Annotated in this window: 13 protein-coding genes; 6 read left to right on the forward strand and 7 right to left on the reverse strand. The window is 71.4% G+C overall.

The features are described from left to right. Nucleotides 1-3: 3 nt before the first annotated feature. From EV292_RS00960 to EV292_RS00975, 4 genes are all read right to left on the reverse strand, one after another. Complete coding sequence (locus EV292_RS00960; protein WP_132907332.1) at nt 4-2,247, reverse strand: TonB-dependent receptor; 2,244 nt, start codon at nt 2,245-2,247, stop codon at nt 4-6. A gap of 89 nt (nt 2,248-2,336) precedes the next feature. Then, nucleotides 2,337-3,584, reverse strand: coding sequence for a peptide MFS transporter (locus tag EV292_RS00965; RefSeq protein WP_132907333.1), 1,248 nt, complete (start codon nt 3,582-3,584; stop codon nt 2,337-2,339). After that, nucleotides 3,581-4,573, reverse strand: a complete 993-nt coding sequence (locus tag EV292_RS00970) for a dipeptide epimerase (protein ID WP_132907334.1) — start codon at nt 4,571-4,573, stop codon at nt 3,581-3,583. The genes EV292_RS00965 and EV292_RS00970 overlap by 4 nt, the downstream gene beginning before the upstream one ends. Then, nucleotides 4,573-6,579 (reverse strand): serine hydrolase domain-containing protein, encoded by a 2,007-nt coding sequence (locus EV292_RS00975; RefSeq protein WP_132907335.1) that lies wholly within the window; start codon nt 6,577-6,579, stop codon nt 4,573-4,575. The genes EV292_RS00970 and EV292_RS00975 overlap by 1 nt, the downstream gene beginning before the upstream one ends. 105 nt (nt 6,580-6,684) lie before the next feature. Here EV292_RS00975 and EV292_RS00980 point away from each other — a divergent pair, with 105 nt between their 5' ends. Together EV292_RS00980 and EV292_RS00985 are read left to right on the forward strand one after the other, a co-directional pair. Further along, the gene (locus EV292_RS00980; RefSeq protein ID WP_132907336.1) at nt 6,685-7,395 is read left to right on the forward strand and encodes an XRE family transcriptional regulator; all 711 of its coding nucleotides are present in this window, start codon (nt 6,685-6,687) and stop codon (nt 7,393-7,395) included. Beyond that, entirely contained in the window at nt 7,392-8,645 is a 1,254-nt protein-coding gene (locus EV292_RS00985) for a dipeptidase (protein ID WP_132907337.1), read from the forward strand. Before EV292_RS00980 ends, EV292_RS00985 begins: the two co-directional genes overlap by 4 nt. Here EV292_RS00985 and EV292_RS00990 read toward each other — a convergent pair. Beyond that, nucleotides 8,598-9,062 (reverse strand): YaiI/YqxD family protein, encoded by a 465-nt coding sequence (locus tag EV292_RS00990; protein ID WP_132907338.1) that lies wholly within the window; start codon nt 9,060-9,062, stop codon nt 8,598-8,600. The genes EV292_RS00985 and EV292_RS00990 overlap by 48 nt on opposite strands. A 210-nt stretch (nt 9,063-9,272) precedes the next feature. Between EV292_RS00990 and EV292_RS00995 the strand changes: the two genes are divergently transcribed. Genes EV292_RS00995 through EV292_RS01005 form a run of 3 tightly spaced genes read left to right on the forward strand, consistent with a single transcriptional unit; the run spans nt 9,273 to nt 13,104 of the window. After that, nucleotides 9,273-9,779: a 2Fe-2S iron-sulfur cluster-binding protein gene (locus EV292_RS00995; protein WP_132907339.1), complete on the forward strand. Its 507-nt coding sequence runs from the start codon at nt 9,273-9,275 to the stop codon at nt 9,777-9,779. Then, complete coding sequence (locus tag EV292_RS01000; protein WP_132907340.1) at nt 9,776-10,765, forward strand: xanthine dehydrogenase family protein subunit M; 990 nt, start codon at nt 9,776-9,778, stop codon at nt 10,763-10,765. The genes EV292_RS00995 and EV292_RS01000 overlap by 4 nt, the downstream gene beginning before the upstream one ends. After that, nucleotides 10,762-13,104 (forward strand): xanthine dehydrogenase family protein molybdopterin-binding subunit, encoded by a 2,343-nt coding sequence (locus tag EV292_RS01005; protein WP_132907341.1) that lies wholly within the window; start codon nt 10,762-10,764, stop codon nt 13,102-13,104. The genes EV292_RS01000 and EV292_RS01005 overlap by 4 nt, the downstream gene beginning before the upstream one ends. A 7-nt stretch (nt 13,105-13,111) precedes the next feature. On the opposite strand, the gene EV292_RS01010 is transcribed toward EV292_RS01005, so the two are convergent. After that, the gene (locus EV292_RS01010) at nt 13,112-13,963 is read right to left on the reverse strand and encodes an ABC transporter permease (RefSeq protein WP_132907342.1); all 852 of its coding nucleotides are present in this window, start codon (nt 13,961-13,963) and stop codon (nt 13,112-13,114) included. 61 nt (nt 13,964-14,024) lie between these two features. On the opposite strand from EV292_RS01010, the gene EV292_RS01015 reads away from it, so the two are divergent. Beyond that, nucleotides 14,025-14,762: a GcrA family cell cycle regulator gene (locus EV292_RS01015; protein ID WP_132907343.1), complete on the forward strand. Its 738-nt coding sequence runs from the start codon at nt 14,025-14,027 to the stop codon at nt 14,760-14,762. 161 nt (nt 14,763-14,923) lie between these two features. On the opposite strand, the gene EV292_RS01020 is transcribed toward EV292_RS01015, so the two are convergent. Beyond that, nucleotides 14,924-15,784: an outer membrane beta-barrel protein gene (locus tag EV292_RS01020; RefSeq protein WP_132907344.1), complete on the reverse strand. Its 861-nt coding sequence runs from the start codon at nt 15,782-15,784 to the stop codon at nt 14,924-14,926. Nucleotides 15,785-15,907 lie beyond the last annotated feature (123 nt).

Raw genomic sequence — 15,907 nt, forward strand, 5'->3', positions numbered from 1 at the left:
GGCTCAGAAACCGGCGCCCAGCGTCACGCCGACGGTTCGCGGCCGGATCACGCCCGCGCTCGCGGCGCCGAACGGGGCATTGGGCGGGGCGGCGAGATCGAGCGATGTCTTGCCATCCACGTCGGTGAGGTTCTTGGCATAGACCTCGACCGAGAAGCGTCCGAAGTCCACCCCCGCGCGCAGGTCGACCACCTCATAGCCGTCGATCGACGCCTGCCGCCCGTTCGCCGCGCGCAGCGACGCATTGTAGCTGGCGGGCTGATCCGACAGCAGCCGGATCGAGCCGCCGACGAACGCCTGGGCATCGCGCCCGACCGACCATTCGTAGTCGGCGTTGGCCGCGACGCTCCACTCGGGGGTGTAGGGCAGGCGATCGCCGCGCAGTCCGCCGACCTGTTCGGGCGTGTCGTCGCGCAGCTTGGCGTCGGTATAGGCGCCGTTGAGCGAGGTGACGAGCCCGCGGGTCGGGCGCAGCGTCGCGGTGAACTCGAAGCCGTCGCTGCGCGCCTTGCCGCCATTGAAGTTGAGCCCGAACTGGCCGATCTGGCCGATCACCTGGATGTCGGACCAGTCGATGTGGAAGGCGGCGAGATCGATGGCGAAGCTGCGGTCGCTCGTCTCCGCCTTCACCCCGGCCTCGTAGCTGACGAGGCTGTCGGAATCATAGGTGCGCAGCTCGGGCGGCGCGTCGGGCGAGAGCGCATTGGGGCCGCCCGGGCGGAACCCCTTGGCGACGCGCGCATAGACCGCGGCGCGCTCGCCCAGATTGATCTTGGGCGAGACCGACCAGGTGAACACGTCCTCCTTCGACCGCGCGGTCGGCAGGATGGTCAGCGGCGCGCCCGTCAGCGCGCCGTCGGTGGTCTGGTCGGCGCGCTGGCTGTTGTGGCTGTAGCGGCCGCCGAAGGTGAGATCGAACACGCGCCCGAGGTGCAGCGTCGCGTTGGCGAAGCCCGCTACCTCCTCGTAGCGCGAGTCGAGCACCGACAGGCCGAGCAGCGGCAGCCCTGCCACCGGCGTGGTCGTGCCCGGCGTATAGGCGAGGTAATCCTGATCGATCCTGCCCTTCTCGTGCGAGTAATAGCCGCCCACCAGCCACTCGAACATGGTGCTCGCGGGCGACTGGAGCCGCAGCTCCTGGGTGAAGCGCTTCACCTCGGTGCGCTGCAGCTGCGCGAAATCGTTGGCGACGCCGAGCTGCTCCTCGACGATCGCGCCGATCGAGGGCGTCAAATCGGCGCTGAAGCGCTGCGCCAGCGTGCTGTAGCTGGTCGCGGACACGATGCTGGCGAAGCCCAGGTCATAGTCGACCACGCCGTTGTAGACGCGATAGCGGATGTCGCTGGGCTCGGGCGAGAAGCGCGACTGGGTCAGCCGGCCGTAGAGCGTCCGCCCGGTAGTCGGATCGGCGTCGACGCTGTCCGACGCGTCGACGTCGAGGTTCTGGAGGTTGGCGCTGAGCTGGATCGAGAGAGCGGCGCTCGGCTGGAACAGCAGCGAGGCGCGCCCGCCATAGCTGCGCGACCCGTTGATGTCGCGCGCCACGTCCGAGCCGCCGGTGCCGACCGAATCGATGAACCCGCCGATGTCGCGGTAGAAGCCCGAGGCGCGCACCGCGAGCGTCTCCGCCAGCGGCAGGTTGATCACCGCGCTGCCCAGATAGGATTCGCGCCCGCCCTTCACCGCCTCGACGCTGCCGCGCGCGCGCAGCTCGATCCGGTCGAACTCGGGCTTGTTGGTGACGAACTTGAGGATGCCGCCGAGCGCGTTGGCGCCGTACAGCGTGCCCTGCGGCCCGCGCAGCACCTCGATCCGCGCGACGTCGAACGTGTCGAAATCGCCCGCCAGGATGCCGCCGTTGACCAGCCCGCTCGACGAGCCGAACACGGTCTCGTCCTGATAGACCGCCACCGTCGAGGCTACCCCGCCGGTGTTGATCCCGCGCAGCACCAGCCGGCCGAACCCCGGCGTCGTCTGGTTGAGCTGGAGCCCGGGGACGAGCTTCAGATAATCCTTGAAACTGGTCGCCTGGTTGCGCTCCAGCGCCTCGCCGCCGACCACCGACACCGATTGCGGCACGTCGATCAGCGTCTGCTCGCGCTTCTGCGCGGTGACCACCACCTCCTCGCCCTGCGGCCGCGCGGTCTCGGCGGCGTCCTCGGGCGCGGCCTGCGCGCGCGCCGTGCCGGCGGCGAGCAGCGCGGCGACCGCGGTGGTGATCGTCAGCATGCGCTTCGATGTCGTCATCAGCCCAACCCCTTGCCGATGGACCCGCGCGGGACTCGATCGCCGCGACTTTGTCCGATCGGAGAATAGTTGTCCTAATCGGAAATAAGTCAATCCCGTTTCGCGATCCGGCGCTCATAGGGGGCGATCGCCAGCAGCAGCAGCGCGGCCGCACCCGCGATCGCGCCGAGCAGCAGGAAATAGGCGCCGGGATCGAGCCGGCTCCACAGCGTGCCGACCAGCCCCGCCGAGAAGCTGCCCGCGAAGATCGAGAGGTACCACGCCGCCACCGTGGTCGCGCCGAAGCCCGCGGGGGCGAGCCGCGCGAACAGCCCCAGCCCGGTCGGCAGGATGTAGAGCTCGCCCAGCGTGAACACCGCGAAGAAGGCGGCGAGCCAGGCCCAATGCGTCGTGCCCCCGCGCGCGGTCAGTGCGGCGAGCAGCAGATAGGCGAGCGCGACCACCGCCGCGCCCGCCGCCATCTTGCGCGCGGGCGCCTCGGCGCGCCCCGCCGCGGCGCGGCGCCGCCAATGCGCCAGCAACGCGGGGGTCAGCAGCATCACCAGCAGCGGGTTGAGCGACTGGAACCAGGTCATCGGCACCGTCAGCGCGCCCGCGCGCCGGTCCACCCCGGTGTCGGCCCAGAGCGCGACGGTGTTGCCCACCTGCTCATAGGCACCGCGGAACACCGTCACCGCCAGCGCGATCGCGACCAGCAGCAGCGCGGTGCGCCGCGGGAAGCCGCTTCCCGCGACGCGCGCGGGCGGCGGGCGCCGCGCCGCCTCGGGCAGGTAGCGCTGGCCCCACAGATAGACGCCGAGCCCCAGCACCATCCCCACCGCGGCGACGCCGAACCCCCAATGCCAGCCGTACAGCTCGCCCAAGGTCCCGCACAGCAGCGGCGCGAGAAAGCCGCCGATGTTCACCCCGACGTAATAGACGTTGTACGCCCAGCCCAGGCGCGGGTCGCCCGGGGCGTAGAGGTCGTCGATCTGGCTCGGCAGGCTCGGCAGGAACAGGCCGTTGCCCAGCGCGATCGTCGCGAGCGCGGCGTAGAACAGCGGCTCGAAGGTCATCATCACGTGCCCCGCCGCCATCAGCGTGCCGCCGATCACGATCGCGCGCTTCTTGCCGAGCAGCCGGTCGGCGATCACCCCGCCCGCGATCGGCGTGAGATAGGCGCCGGCGGTATAGGCGCCATAGACCAGCGAGGCATGGCCCTGCGCGAACAGCAGCTGCTTGGTCATGTAATAGACCAGCAGCGCGCGCATCCCGTAGTAAGAGAATTGCTCCCACATATTGGTGAGGAACAGGATCGTCAGCCCGCGCGGCTGGCCGAACCAGGTCGGCTCGCTCACGCGCCGCCGCCCCAGACGTCCGCTCCCGCGAACAGCGTGCCGTCGGCATAGCTCACGCCGGGGGAGTGGTCCTGCGCGAGGAAGGTGGGGCCGTCGAGATCGACCAGGTCGGCGAGCTGGCCGAGCACGAAGCCGGGTGCGGTGGCGAGGCTGGTGCCCACCATCGTGCCCACCATCACCCCCAGGCCGAGGTCGCGCGCGGCGCGCGCCATCAGCAGCCCCTCGGTGAGGCCGCCGCATTTGTCGAGCTTGATGTTGACCACGTCGAACCGCCCCACCGCGCCCGCCACGTCGGCGAGCGACAACAGACTCTCGTCGCCCGCGATCGGGATCGGCGAGGCGAGCCCCTCCAGCTCGGCGTCGGCGCCGCGCGGCAACGGCTGCTCCAGCAGCGCCACGCCGCACGCCACCAATCCCTCGATCAGCCGCGGCAGGTCGGCGCGGGCGAAACCCTGGTTGCCGTCCACGCCCAGCCACACGTCGGGGCGCGCCGCGCGGATCGCGGTGACGCGATCGAGGTCGAGGTCGAGCTCGCCGGTCAGCTTCACCTTGATCGAGCGCGCGCCGGCATAGCCGCGTGCCTTGGCCGCCATCGCCGCGGGTGTGTCGGCGGGGACGGTCAGCGTGGTGAGCAAGGCGCGCGGCGGCTCGAGCCCCGCGAGCTGCCACACCGGCCGTCCCGCGCGCGCGGCCTCCAGCTCCCACGATGCCGCGTCGATCGCATTGCGCGCGCCGCCCGGGGGCAGGATCGTTCGCAACGCATCGCGGGTCGCGCCCGCCTCGATCGCGGCGCGCGCCGACTCGATCTGCGCGCGCATGTGTGCCAGGTCGTCCCCGAGATAGTAGACGCCCGCGGCCTCGCCGCGCCCGCGGTGCGTCCCGTCGTCGAGCGTGGCGACCAGCACGTCCGCGGTCTCGAAGACATAGCCGGTGATGCGGAACGGCTCGGCGAGCCGCAGCGTCTGGGTCGCGACCGTGAGCCGAGGCATCAGTAGCTCGCCGTCATCGCCAGCAGCCCGAACGTCTCGGCGACATAGACGACGACGAGCGAGGCGAGCAGCATCAGCACCGACCAGCCGCGCCGCGCCCAGCCGCGCCCGTCGCGCCACGTCTGCCACGCGTTCCACGCCATGATGACCACCGCCCCGTAGAAGACGATCGCGCCGAGAAGCTGGAGCAGCCAGACGAGCCAGTCGTTGCTGCGCCCGAGCATGTCGAGATTGCTGAAAGCCATGAGGATGAACGTCGTCCAGGCGCCGAGCAGCGCGATCTCGGCCCAGGCCATCACGCGGCTGGCGCGATAGGCGCGCAGCCCGGCGCCGGCGGCGGTCGCGGCCACCTTGTAGCGGCGCCGCACGAACCAGGCGGCGGGCCAGAACAAGGCGCTGAGCGCGAGCACCGCGAGGCTGGCGTAGAGCGCGGGGAGCAGCCACGCCGCCGAGCGCGACGCGGGCACGCGGTCGAACACCATGAAGGGCGAGAAGCCATCGTGGCTCCAGCGCACCACCTTGCCGTCGATCACCTTGGCGGCGAGCCGGTCGTGGCCGCCGCGGTCACGCCAGACATAAGGCGCGATCTCGTCCCACACCTGGGTCGCGCCGCCGGGGCCCTTGAGCGCGTCGATCACGAGCCGCCCGTCGCCGTTGACCGCCACCTTGGTCTCGCCGAACAGGTTGAGCACGTCGATGAAGTTGGACTGTGAGTGGCGGCTGTTCTGCCACAGTCCCACCATCGCGCGCGCGTGCGCCGCGGCGGTTCCGGCATCGACGCGCCCGTCGCGCGCGGTGGCGGGATAGTAACGGTCGGCGAAATCCTGGAACAACTGGCCGCGGATCGTGTGCGCCGCGCCGTCGCGCCCCGCGCTGTTGAACGACACGTACAGTCCCACGCCCTCGTCGAGGAACAGGTGCAGCGAGGTGTGGAAATTCTCGGTATCGCCGAGATGCGCGATCACCTCGCGGCCGTTGACGTTGGTCTCGAAGAAGCCGAGCTCCATGCGGTTGAGCGGCGGGATCAGCGACATCGGGTCGACGCGGTCGAGCGGGCTCTGGTGCATCATCCGCGCGGTGTCGGCGCGCATCAGCCCGCGCCCGCCCTGGAGATGCGCGATCATGAACTTGGCCATGTCGAGCCCCGAGGCGGACAGCGCGCCCGCCGGGGCGGGGACGACGATCTCGAACGCGCCGGGCTTCTCCGAGGCGCGCGGATAGCCGCTCGCCATCAGCGGGCGCAGCGCGGGGGGCAGCGGCTGGCGGAAGCTCGCGGTGCGCATGCCCAGCGCACCGAACACGCGCTGCTCGACATAATCGTCGAACGACCGGCCCGCGACGCGCGCGACGATATAGCCCGCGAGCGACGTGCCCCAGTTGGAATAGCCCGGGGTCGTGCCCGGCGCGAAGATCCGCCGCGGCACCCAGCGCTTCAGATAGGCGTCGAGCGGCAGCAGCGCCTTGGGATCGTGCGCGATCAGATCCTTGACCGCTTCCTCGAAGCCCGCGGTGTGCGTCATCAGCTGGCGCATCGTCACGGGCTTGCCGTCGCGCGGCGGGATGCGGAAATCGAGATAGGCGTTGACGTCGCGGTCAAGGTCGATCTTCCCCGCCTCGACCTGCTGCATCACCGCGGTCCAGGTCACCAGCTTGGACACCGAGCCGGGGCGGAACAGCGTGCGCGCCGGGTCGACCGGGCGGCGCGACGCCACGTCGGCATAGCCATAGCCCTTGTTTGCGATGATCTGCCCGTTCTGCACCACCGTCACCACCGCGCCCGCGATGTCGCCCTGGTGGAGCGCGTAGGGCATGAAGCCGTCGAGCCAGGCCGCCAGATCCTCCGCCGTCAGCGCGCGCGCGCCCTGCGTCGCCGCGGCGATCGGGGCGGGGGCGGGCGCGGCGGTCGCGACCGCGCGCGGGGCGGGGACCGGTGCCGGGCCCTGCGCCGCGCCGGTGCCCGCGGCCAGCGCCGCGACGATCGCCGTCATCCAAGGTCTGATCCGCATCGCGCTCCCCTCTGTCTCGGCCAGTTGCCCCCGGCGCACCGCCCCGGTAGGATTGAAACACTTGTTCCGATCAGGACAGTGTGATCCCGAATGGAAAACGCGTCAATGGCTGAGAAACATCGATCCGCCGACACCGCGCCGCCGACGCTGGGCGCGCTGCTCAAGGGGCTGCGTGCGCGCGAGGGGTGGACGCTCAAAGAGATGAGTGCGCGCAGCGGCATCCCGGTCTCGACCCTATCCAAGATCGAGCACGACCGGCTGACGCTGACCTATGACAAGCTCCAGTCGCTCGGCCAGCGACTCGGGCTGCGCATGTCCGAACTGTTCGCCGAGGGCGAGGAGGATCCCGCCCAGCCGGTCACCGCGCGCCGCAGCCTCGGCGACACCGAGCGCTCGGTGCGGGTCGAGACGCCCAACTACGATTATTACTATCTCTGCACCGAGCTGCGGCGGAAGCGGATGATCCCGGTCGTCACCAAGATCCGCGCGCGCAGCCTCGCCGAGTTCGGCGCGCCGGTGCGTCATTCGGGGGAGGAATTCATCTACGTGCTCAGCGGCAAGGTGGTGGTCCACACCGAATTCTACGATCCGGTCACACTGTCGCCGGGGCAGGCGATCTACATCGACTCGAACATGGGGCACGCCTATCTCGCCGCGGAGGATTGCGACGAGGCCGAGGTGCTCGGCGTGATGTCGAGCCCCGACGAGACGCTGATGGAATCCATGCTCCATCTCCACGAGGTGCAGCGCCAGGCCGGCGCCCCCGCCAACGAGGATGGCCCCGCCGCCCCGCGCCGCGCGCGGGCGCCGCGATGATCGCCGCGTTGATCGCGCTGGCGGCCGCGGCGCCGGCCGCCCCGAGCCCCGCGCTGGCGGCGCGCGTCGCGCAGATCCTGCGCGAGACCCCGCTGATCGACGGCCACAACGACTGGCCCGAGGCGCTGCGCGAGAATGAGGGCGAGGCGCGCTGGTCGCTCGACCTGCGCGACCTCGGAGCGCGGCCGGCGCGCTACGAGACCGACCTCGCGCGATTGCGACGCGGCAGGGTCGGCGGCCAGTTCTGGTCGGTGTGGGTGTCGCCCGATCTGCCCGGCAAGGAACAGGTGGAGCAGACGCTCGAGCAGATCGATCTCGTCAAGGCGATCGTGCGCCGCTACCCCGACACGTTCGCGCTGGCGCGCACGGCCGCCGACGTCCGCCGCGCGCATCGCGCGGGCCGGATCGCCGCGCTGATCGGAGTCGAGGGCGGCGGGCAGATCGACGGCAACCTCTCCGTGCTGCGCAGCTATGCGGCGCTGGGCGCGGGCTATCTGACGCTGACCCATTCGCGCACGATCGCCTGGGCCGACAGCGCCACCGACGATCCGCGCCACGACGGCCTCACCGCCTTCGGCCGCGACGTGGTGCGCGAGTGCAACCGGCTGAACGTGCTGGTCGATCTCAGCCATGTCAGCGAGAAGGTGATGCGCGACGCGCTGGCGGTCACGCGCGCGCCGGTGATCTTCTCGCATTCCAGCGCGCGCGCGCTGGACGACCATCCGCGCAACGTGTCGGACGACGTGCTGCGGCTGGTGGCGCGCAACGGCGGGGTGGTGATGGTCAATTTCGCCACGCCCTATATCTCGGACGCGATGCGGCGCTGGTCGGCGGATTCGGCGGCGGAGAAGACGCGGCTCAACGCGCCGCCGTACAATGGCATCGCGATCGGCCAGCCCGACAAGGCCGCGTCGCTCTATGCCGCGTGGCTGGCGGCGCATCCCGCGCCGCGGGTGACGCTGGGCGAGGTGGCCGACCATATCGACCATATCGCGCGCGTCGCGGGCGTCGACCATGTCGGGATCGGCTCCGACTTCGACGGGGTCGGCGGCCAATTGCCCGAGGGGCTCGGCGACGTCTCGACCTATCCCGCGCTGCTCGCCGAGCTGCTGCGCCGCGGCTGGCGCGACGCCGATGTCGCCAAGCTGGCCGGGGGCAACGTGCTGCGGGTGATGGAGGCGGCGGAGCGCGTCGCCGCGGCGTCAGCGCCGGGCGCGACCGGCGCGGACCAGCGCGGCGTCGAGCGCTGACAGGAAACGCGAGCGATCCTCCTTGCCGAACGGGGCGGGGCCGCCGATGCGGTCGCCGCCCGCGCGCAGGTCGCTCATGATCGCGCGCACCGCCACCGCGCTGCCGATCGAGCTGGTGGTGAAGGGCTTGCCATTGGGCGCGATCACCGCCGCGGCGCCGGCCTTGAGGCAGCGGTCGGCGAGCAGGATGTCCGCGGTGACGACGATCGCGGCCGGGTCGGTGTGCGCGGCGATCCAGTCGTCCGCCGCGTCGAACGTGTCGGCGACCACGACGCGCTCGATCAGCGGGTGCGCGGGGACGCGCAGATGCGCGTTGCTGACGATCGCGACGCGCGCGCCGGTGCGCCAGGCGACGCGGTAGATCTCGTCCTTGACCGGGCAGGCGTCGGCGTCGACCAGGATACGGAGCGATGCCATAAGCGCGCCATGCCACGGCGGGACGCGCCCATGGAAGAGGGCGGGCGAGCCGCCCGCTCCACGGGGCAGGCCCAGCGGCAATGCCGCGCGCCACGACGCCCCGGCGGCACGCCGGGCGGAGCGGCGGCGCCGCGATCGGTGCAGCCGCCCCATGCAACTTGATGTATCTTAACGCGTCTAAGCGCCGAACCCAGGAGAGGGGAGTCCGCCATGTCGCTCATCGTCAACGGCACCGCGACCGAGCCGCCCGCCGACCCGCGCGTCTCGCTGCTCGACCATCTGCGCGAGACGCTGCACCTCGCCGGCACCAAGAAGGGCTGCAACCAGGGCGCGTGCGGCGCCTGCACCGTGCTGGTCGACGGCGAGCGCATCCTGTCCTGCCTCGCGCTGGCGGTGCAATATGACGGCCGCGCGATCACCACGATCGAGGGGCTGGCGGAGGGCGACGCGCTCCACCCGCTCCAGGCCGCGTTCATCGAGCATGACGGCTTTCAATGCGGCTATTGCACCCCGGGCCAGATCTGTTCCGCGATCGGCATGGCGGCGGAGGCGCGGCGCGGCGTGCCCAGCCACGTCAGCGCCGATCTCGACGCCGAGGTGACGCTCAGCCGCGAGGAGGTGCAGGAGCGGATGAGCGGCAATCTGTGCCGCTGCGGCGCGCATAACGGCATCATCGCCGCGATCCAGCAGACCGTCGCCGGCGAGGTGGCGGCATGACCCCGTTCCGCTACGAGCGCGCCGCCGACGCGGGCGAGGCGCTGCGGCTCGGCGCCGGGGCGGCGACAGCCTATCTCGGCGGCGGCACCAATCTGGTCGACCTGATGCGCGAGACGGTGGCGCGCCCCGATCATCTCGTCGACGTCACCGGCCTGTCCGCCACGATCACCGAACGCGACGATGGCGGGCTGCTGATCGGCGCCGCGGTGCGCAACACCGCGCTGGCGGAGCATCGCGCGGTCCGCGCGCGTTATCCGATGCTGACGCGCGCGATCCTGGCGGGCGCCTCGGCGCAGATCCGCAACATGGCGACGGTGGGGGGCAATCTGCTCCAGCGCACGCGCTGCGCCTATTTCTACGACACCGAGGGCGCGCGCTGCAACAAGCGCCAGCCCGGCGCGGGGTGCGACGCGCGCGACGGCTTCAACCGCATCCACGCGGTGCTCGGCGCGTCCGAGGCCTGCGTCGCGACCCATCCCAGCGACATGTGCGTCGCGCTGGTCGCGCTCGACGCGATCGTCCATGTCGCGGGCGCGGGCGGCGAGCGCACGCTGCCGCTCGCCGAGCTGCACCGGCTGCCAGGCGATCGCCCCGATCTCGACACGGTGCTCGCGCCCGGCGAGCTGATCACCGCGGTGGAGCTGCCCGCGCTCGGGCTCGCCGCGCGCTCGACCTATCGCAAGGTGCGCGACCGCGCGAGCTATGCCTTCGCGCTGGTGTCGGTCGCCGCCGCGCTCGAGCTCGACGGCGATCGCGTTCGCGACGTGCGGGTCGCGTTCGGCGGGGTGGCGGCCAAGCCGTGGCGCGCGCTCGCCGCCGAGGCGGCGCTGCGCGGCGGCCCCGCCACCGCGGCCGCCTTCCACGCCGCGGCCGAGGCGGAATTCGCGACGGCGCAGCCGTTGCGCCACAATGCGTTCAAGCCCGCGCTGGCGGCGCGCACGCTGGCCGCGGTGCTGGCCGATCTGGCGAAGGGAGAGGCGGCATGACGATGCTCGACGACGCGAAACAGGCGGCGCAGGGGCTGGTGCAGGGCGCCATGGCCAAGCTGGTCCCGCTCGCCCCCGACAGCTGGATCGCCGGTGGCGTCCCCGACCCGCTGATCGCGCGCAAGCACGGGTTGATCGGCACGCCGGTGTCGCGGCTCGACGGCGCGCTCAAGGTCAGCGGCGGCGCGCCCTTCGCCGCCGAGTTCCGCTTCGACGGGATGGTCTATGCCGCGCTGGCCTATGCGACGATCGCGCGCGGCCGGATCGCCGCGATCGACTCCGCCGCGGCGGAGACCGCGCCGGGCGTGGTGCTGGTGATGACCCATCGCAACGCGCCGCGGATGCGCCCGCCCGCGGCGTTCGGTTCCTCGCCCGGCGGCGTCGGCCCCGCCGACCTGCCGATCATGCAGGACGATCGCATCCACTGGAACGGGCAGCCGGTCGCGGTGGTGCTGGCGGAGACGCAGGAACAGGCCGATCACGCCGCCTCGCTGCTGCGGATCGACTATGCCGCGGAGCCGTCCACGACCACGCTCGACGGCGCGCGCGCCAACGGTGTGGCGCAGGGCATGTTCATGGGCCAGCCGCTCCTCAACGAGATCGGCGACCCGGTCGCCGCCTTGGCGGCGGCGCCGCACAAGGTCGACCAAGTCTATCGCACGCCGCGGCACAACCACAATCCGATCGAGCCGCACGCGGTCACGCTCGCCTGGGTCGATGGTGGGCTGGTGATCCACGATGCCAGTCAGATGGTGGCGCAGCAGGCGCAGACGATCGGCGAGGTGTTCGACCTGACGCCCGATCAGGTCCATCTCACCTCGCCCTATGTCGGCGGCGGCTTCGGCAGCAAGGGGCTGTGGGATCACCAGATCCTCGCCGCCGCGGCGGCGCGGCTGGCGGGGCGGCCGGTGCGCGCCACGCTCTCGCGCGAGGGGGTGTATCGCGTCGTCGGCGGGCGCACGCTGACCGAACAGCGCGTCGCGATCGGCGCGGAGGCGGACGGGCGGATCACCGCGCTGGTCCATACCGGGCTGTCGGTGATGTCGCCGCACAACAACATGCCCGAGCCGTTCATCCTCGGCACGCGCGCCGCCTATGCTGCGCCCAACATGCGGTTGCAGGTGGAGGTGGCGCAGATGAACATGCTCGCCAACACCTTCATGCGCGCGCCCGGCGAGGCGGTCGGGACGTTCGCGCTCGAGTCCGCGATCGACGAGCTGGCGGTGGCGCTCAACATGGATCCGGTGGAACTGCGGCTGCGCAACGAGCCGGAGAAGGATCCGGTCACCGGACTGCCCTTCTCATCGCGCCACATCGCCGAGGCATGGCGCAGCGGCGCGGCGCGCTTCGGCTGGGGCGATCGTGCGCCCGCGGCGGGGATGCGGCGCGAGGGCGAGTGGCAGATCGGCGTCGGCTGCGCCACCGGTACCTATCCTTATTATCGCATGCCCGGCGCCGAGGCACGGGTCACGCTGCACCGCGACGGCGACGCGGTCCGCGCCACGGTCGAGGTCGCCGCGGCGGAGATGGGGATGGGCACGTCCACCACCACCGCGATCGTCGCTGCCGACCGGCTCGGGCTCGGGCTCGAGCAGGTCGAGGTGGGCTATGCCGATTCGCGCATCCCCGGCGCGATCATGGCGGGGGGCTCGCAGCAGACCGCCGCGATCGGCGCCGCGGTGATCGCGGCGCATCACGCGCTGGTGGCCGAGCTGCTCCAGCTCGCGGGCAACGACTCGCCGCTGGCCGGCCTCTCGCCCGCGGAGGTGGGGAGCAGCGACGCCGGGCTCGCCAAGCTGGACGATCCGGCGCGGCGCGAGAGCTACGCCTCGATCCTCGCGCGCGCGCGCCGCGACACGGTGAGCGTCACGCGCGCGGGCTCACCCCCGCTCGAGCTGATGCACTGGTCGATGCACTCGCACAGCGCCTTGTTCTGCGAGGTGCGCGTCAATGCGGTGACGGGCGAGACGCGGGTCAGCCGCTTCCTGGGCTCGTTCGACTGCGGCCGTATCCTCAACCCCAAGACCGCGGCGAGCCAGTTCCGCGGCGGCATCATCATGGGGCTGGGGATGGCGCTGATGGAGGAAACCCAGTTCGACGAGCGCAACGGTCGCATCATGAACCCCAGCCTCGCCGAATATCACGTGCCGGTGCATCTCGACGTGCCCGAGATCGACGTGATCTGGACCGACATCCCCGACCCGCACACCCCGATGGGGGCGCATGGCGTGGGGGAGATCGGGATCACCGGCGTGGCGGCGGCGGTGGCCAATGCGGTCCATCACGCCACCGGCCGGCGCATCCGCGACCTGCCGATCACGCTGGACAAGCTGCTGTAGCTGCGGATCAGCTCTTCAGCTTCCAGCCGCGCTTGAGCAGGACATAGCACAGCACGCCGAGCGCCACGTCGATCGCGAGGATCACCACGCTGCCCACCGCCACGGGCGAGTCGGCGCTGCCGAGGAAGCCGTAGCGGAAGCCGGAGATCACGTAGAAGAACGGGTTGACGTGGCTGAACGCGCGGAACGCGGGCGCGAGATGGTCGACCGAGTAGAAGGTGCCCGACAGCAGCGTCAGCGGCGCGATCAGGAAGTTGGTCACCGCCGCGGCATGGTCGAACTTGTCCGCCCAGATCGAGGTGAGCACGCCCGCGAACGACAGGAACATCGCGCCGAGCAGCCCGAACCACAGCACCGCGAGCGGGTGGATCGGGGTGACGTGGACGCCGGGCCACAGCGCCATCGCCAGCCACACCGCGCCGCCGACGCAGAAGGCGCGCGTCACCGCCGCGCCGACCAGCGCGGCGAGCAGCTCGCTGGTGGACAGCGGCGGCTGGAGATAGTCGACGATATTGCCCTGGATCTTGCCGACCAGCAGCGAGAAGCTGGCGTTGGCGAAGGCGTTGTTGAGCATCCCCATCACGATCAGGCCGGGCGCGATGAAATCGGCGAAGGCGACCGGCGCGCCGCCGACGTTGACCGGGCTGCGCGCGCCGTTGGCGACGGTGAAGATGACGAGGAACATCAGCGTCGTCACCGCCGGCGCCCACACCGTCTGGAGCTGCACCTTGAAGAAACGGCGCACCTCCTTCACATAGAGCGTTCGCAGGCCGCCCCAATTGACGTTCCGGATCACCGGTTCGCCGGGGGCGTGCCTGATGGCTGACGGAATTTGTCCGGTAGGAGGCTGGCTGCTCATCGCCTGTGCGGGTAACCGCTGCGGCGCGCGCCCGCAACCGGAACGCTAGAGGAAGACAAGGATGTCCTGGACCGACGAGCGGATCGACACGCTGAAGACGATGTGGGAGGCGGGCCAGACTGCCAGCCAGATCGCCGAGGCGCTCGGCGGTGTCAGCCGCAACGCGGTGATCGGCAAGGCGCATCGTCTCGGCCTCCAGTCGCGCCCGTCGCCGGTGACGACCAAGGAGGAGGCGCGCGCCGCCGAGCCCGCGCCCGCCGCCGCCGCGGCGAGCGCGCCGCCCCCGCCGCGGCCAGCGCCCGCGCCGCGTGCGGCGACGCCGGCGCCGTCCGCGCGTCCGGCGCCGCCGCCCTTCGCGACTCAGTCGACCCCGGCGGCACCCACGCCGCCGGTCGCGCGCGCCACCGAGGCCGAGGCGGAGACGGGCGACGACGAGGCCCCCAGCGCGCCGCCGGCCAAGCGCGAGCCGGTGCTGCGCTCGGTCGGGCCGGGCGGCTTCGTCCGCCAGGCGCCGGGCGAGCAGCAGCCGCCGATCGCGCCCGCGCCGCCGCGCCGGCTGGTGCCCGCGCGCACCGCGCCCGAGTTCGCCAACAAGACGTCGCTGCTCGATCTCAACGACAAGATCTGCAAATGGCCGCTGGGTCACCCGGGCGAGCCCGACTTCCATTTCTGCGGCGACAAGGTGAACCCCGGTTTCCCGTATTGCGTCGAGCATTGCGGCCACGCCTATCAGGCGCAGCTGCCGCGTCGCGACCGTCGCGCGCCGCCGCTGCCGTTCGGCGGCCCCCGCATGCGCTGAGGGTGAGCGCCGTTACATAAAGCCGTTGTTCCCCGGCGAAGGCCGGGGTCCAGTTGCGGCGGCCGTGGTGTGTCTCACCACCCCGCCCAACTGGGCCCCGGCCTTCGCCGGGGAACGAAGAGAATGGGGCGCGGGCGCTCCGCCGCCCCCGCCCCATCACCTCAGAAGCGGAACGCCGCGGTGGCGCGCATGCTGTGCCAGCGGAACTTGTCGTCCGAGCGGCGGAAGTCGGTGCCCTCCAGCGTCCCGCCGTTGGCGGCGTTGGTGAAGGGCGTGCCCGCCGGGCCGGCGGCGCGGACGCGATAGTCGTTGTCCTGATACTGGTGGTAGACATATTCGAGCCCGACCGAGAAATGGTCGCCGAAGCGCTGCTCGATGCCGCCGCCGCCCTGAAAGCCGAACTGGTCCTGCCGCCCGCGCGCGGTGAAGCTGTTGGTGCTCTGGCTCGACGAGAATTCGCTGGCGATCCGCGCCAGCGACGGGCCGAACGTGCCGTAGAACAAGGTCGAGTCGTTGGGCGTGTAGCCCGCGCGCGCGCGCACCGCGGCCTCCCAATTGACCTGGCGGTACATCACGTAATTGGCCGGGGTGGTGGAGAAGCCCGTGGTGCTGTCGTTGATGTGCGTCCGCCCGAACTCGCCGACCACGCCATAGACGATCGGCCCGCTCTGCTGGTCGAACCCGACACGGCCATAATAGCTGAACGCGTCGCGGTCCTTGCGGCAGCCCGGCCCGCCGTTGCGCGGCCCCTGCGCGCCCTGCGCGCGCCCGCCGCAGAAGCCCGGCGAGAAGGCGTTGGCGCCGGTGCCGGTCAGTACCGTGTCGCCGAAGCGGCCGTCGAGGTTGCGGTCGAACTCGATGCGCGCGCCGCCATCATTGGGCTGCACGTCATAACCGCCGGCGGCGCCGACATAGATGCCGGAGAAGCCGCTGCTGACCGACGGGTCGCCGCCGTCCTGCGCCATGGCGGGGACAGCCGTCAGCGACGCCGCGATCGCGGCGGCGGTCAAATACGCTCTCATGTAGGTCACTCCCTGATCGAACGATCCGCGAACGAGCCTCGATCAGAATAGGTTTCGTGAGGAATGATTGCCGTGGAAACCGACGCCCCGCGCGCTTGGGTCACGGGCGCGGCGTGGTTATAT

Origin of the sequence: Sphingomonas sp. BK235 (assembly GCF_004345855.1) — a bacterium.
In the GTDB taxonomy this organism is placed as follows: Bacteria; Pseudomonadota; Alphaproteobacteria; order Sphingomonadales; family Sphingomonadaceae; genus Sphingomonas.

What these genes read in the sequence shown, in the direction of transcription:
- EV292_RS00990 (WP_132907338.1), bottom strand. Translation starts at nt 9,062, where the DNA reads ATGGCATCGCTCCGTATCCTGGTCGACGCCGACGCCTGCCCGGTCAAG.
- EV292_RS01010 (WP_132907342.1), bottom strand. Translation starts at nt 13,963, where the DNA reads ATGAGCAGCCAGCCTCCTACCGGACAAATTCCGTCAGCCATCAGGCAC.
- EV292_RS00970 (WP_132907334.1), bottom strand. Translation starts at nt 4,573, where the DNA reads ATGCCTCGGCTCACGGTCGCGACCCAGACGCTGCGGCTCGCCGAGCCG.
- EV292_RS00960 (WP_132907332.1), bottom strand. Translation starts at nt 2,247, where the DNA reads ATGACGACATCGAAGCGCATGCTGACGATCACCACCGCGGTCGCCGCG.
- EV292_RS00985 (WP_132907337.1), top strand. Translation starts at nt 7,392, where the DNA reads ATGATCGCCGCGTTGATCGCGCTGGCGGCCGCGGCGCCGGCCGCCCCG.
- EV292_RS00995 (WP_132907339.1), top strand. Translation starts at nt 9,273, where the DNA reads ATGTCGCTCATCGTCAACGGCACCGCGACCGAGCCGCCCGCCGACCCG.
- EV292_RS00980 (WP_132907336.1), top strand. Translation starts at nt 6,685, where the DNA reads ATGGCTGAGAAACATCGATCCGCCGACACCGCGCCGCCGACGCTGGGC.
- EV292_RS00975 (WP_132907335.1), bottom strand. Translation starts at nt 6,579, where the DNA reads ATGCGGATCAGACCTTGGATGACGGCGATCGTCGCGGCGCTGGCCGCG.
- EV292_RS01005 (WP_132907341.1), top strand. Translation starts at nt 10,762, where the DNA reads ATGACGATGCTCGACGACGCGAAACAGGCGGCGCAGGGGCTGGTGCAG.
- EV292_RS01000 (WP_132907340.1), top strand. Translation starts at nt 9,776, where the DNA reads ATGACCCCGTTCCGCTACGAGCGCGCCGCCGACGCGGGCGAGGCGCTG.
- EV292_RS01015 (WP_132907343.1), top strand. Translation starts at nt 14,025, where the DNA reads ATGTCCTGGACCGACGAGCGGATCGACACGCTGAAGACGATGTGGGAG.
- EV292_RS01020 (WP_132907344.1), bottom strand. Translation starts at nt 15,784, where the DNA reads ATGAGAGCGTATTTGACCGCCGCCGCGATCGCGGCGTCGCTGACGGCT.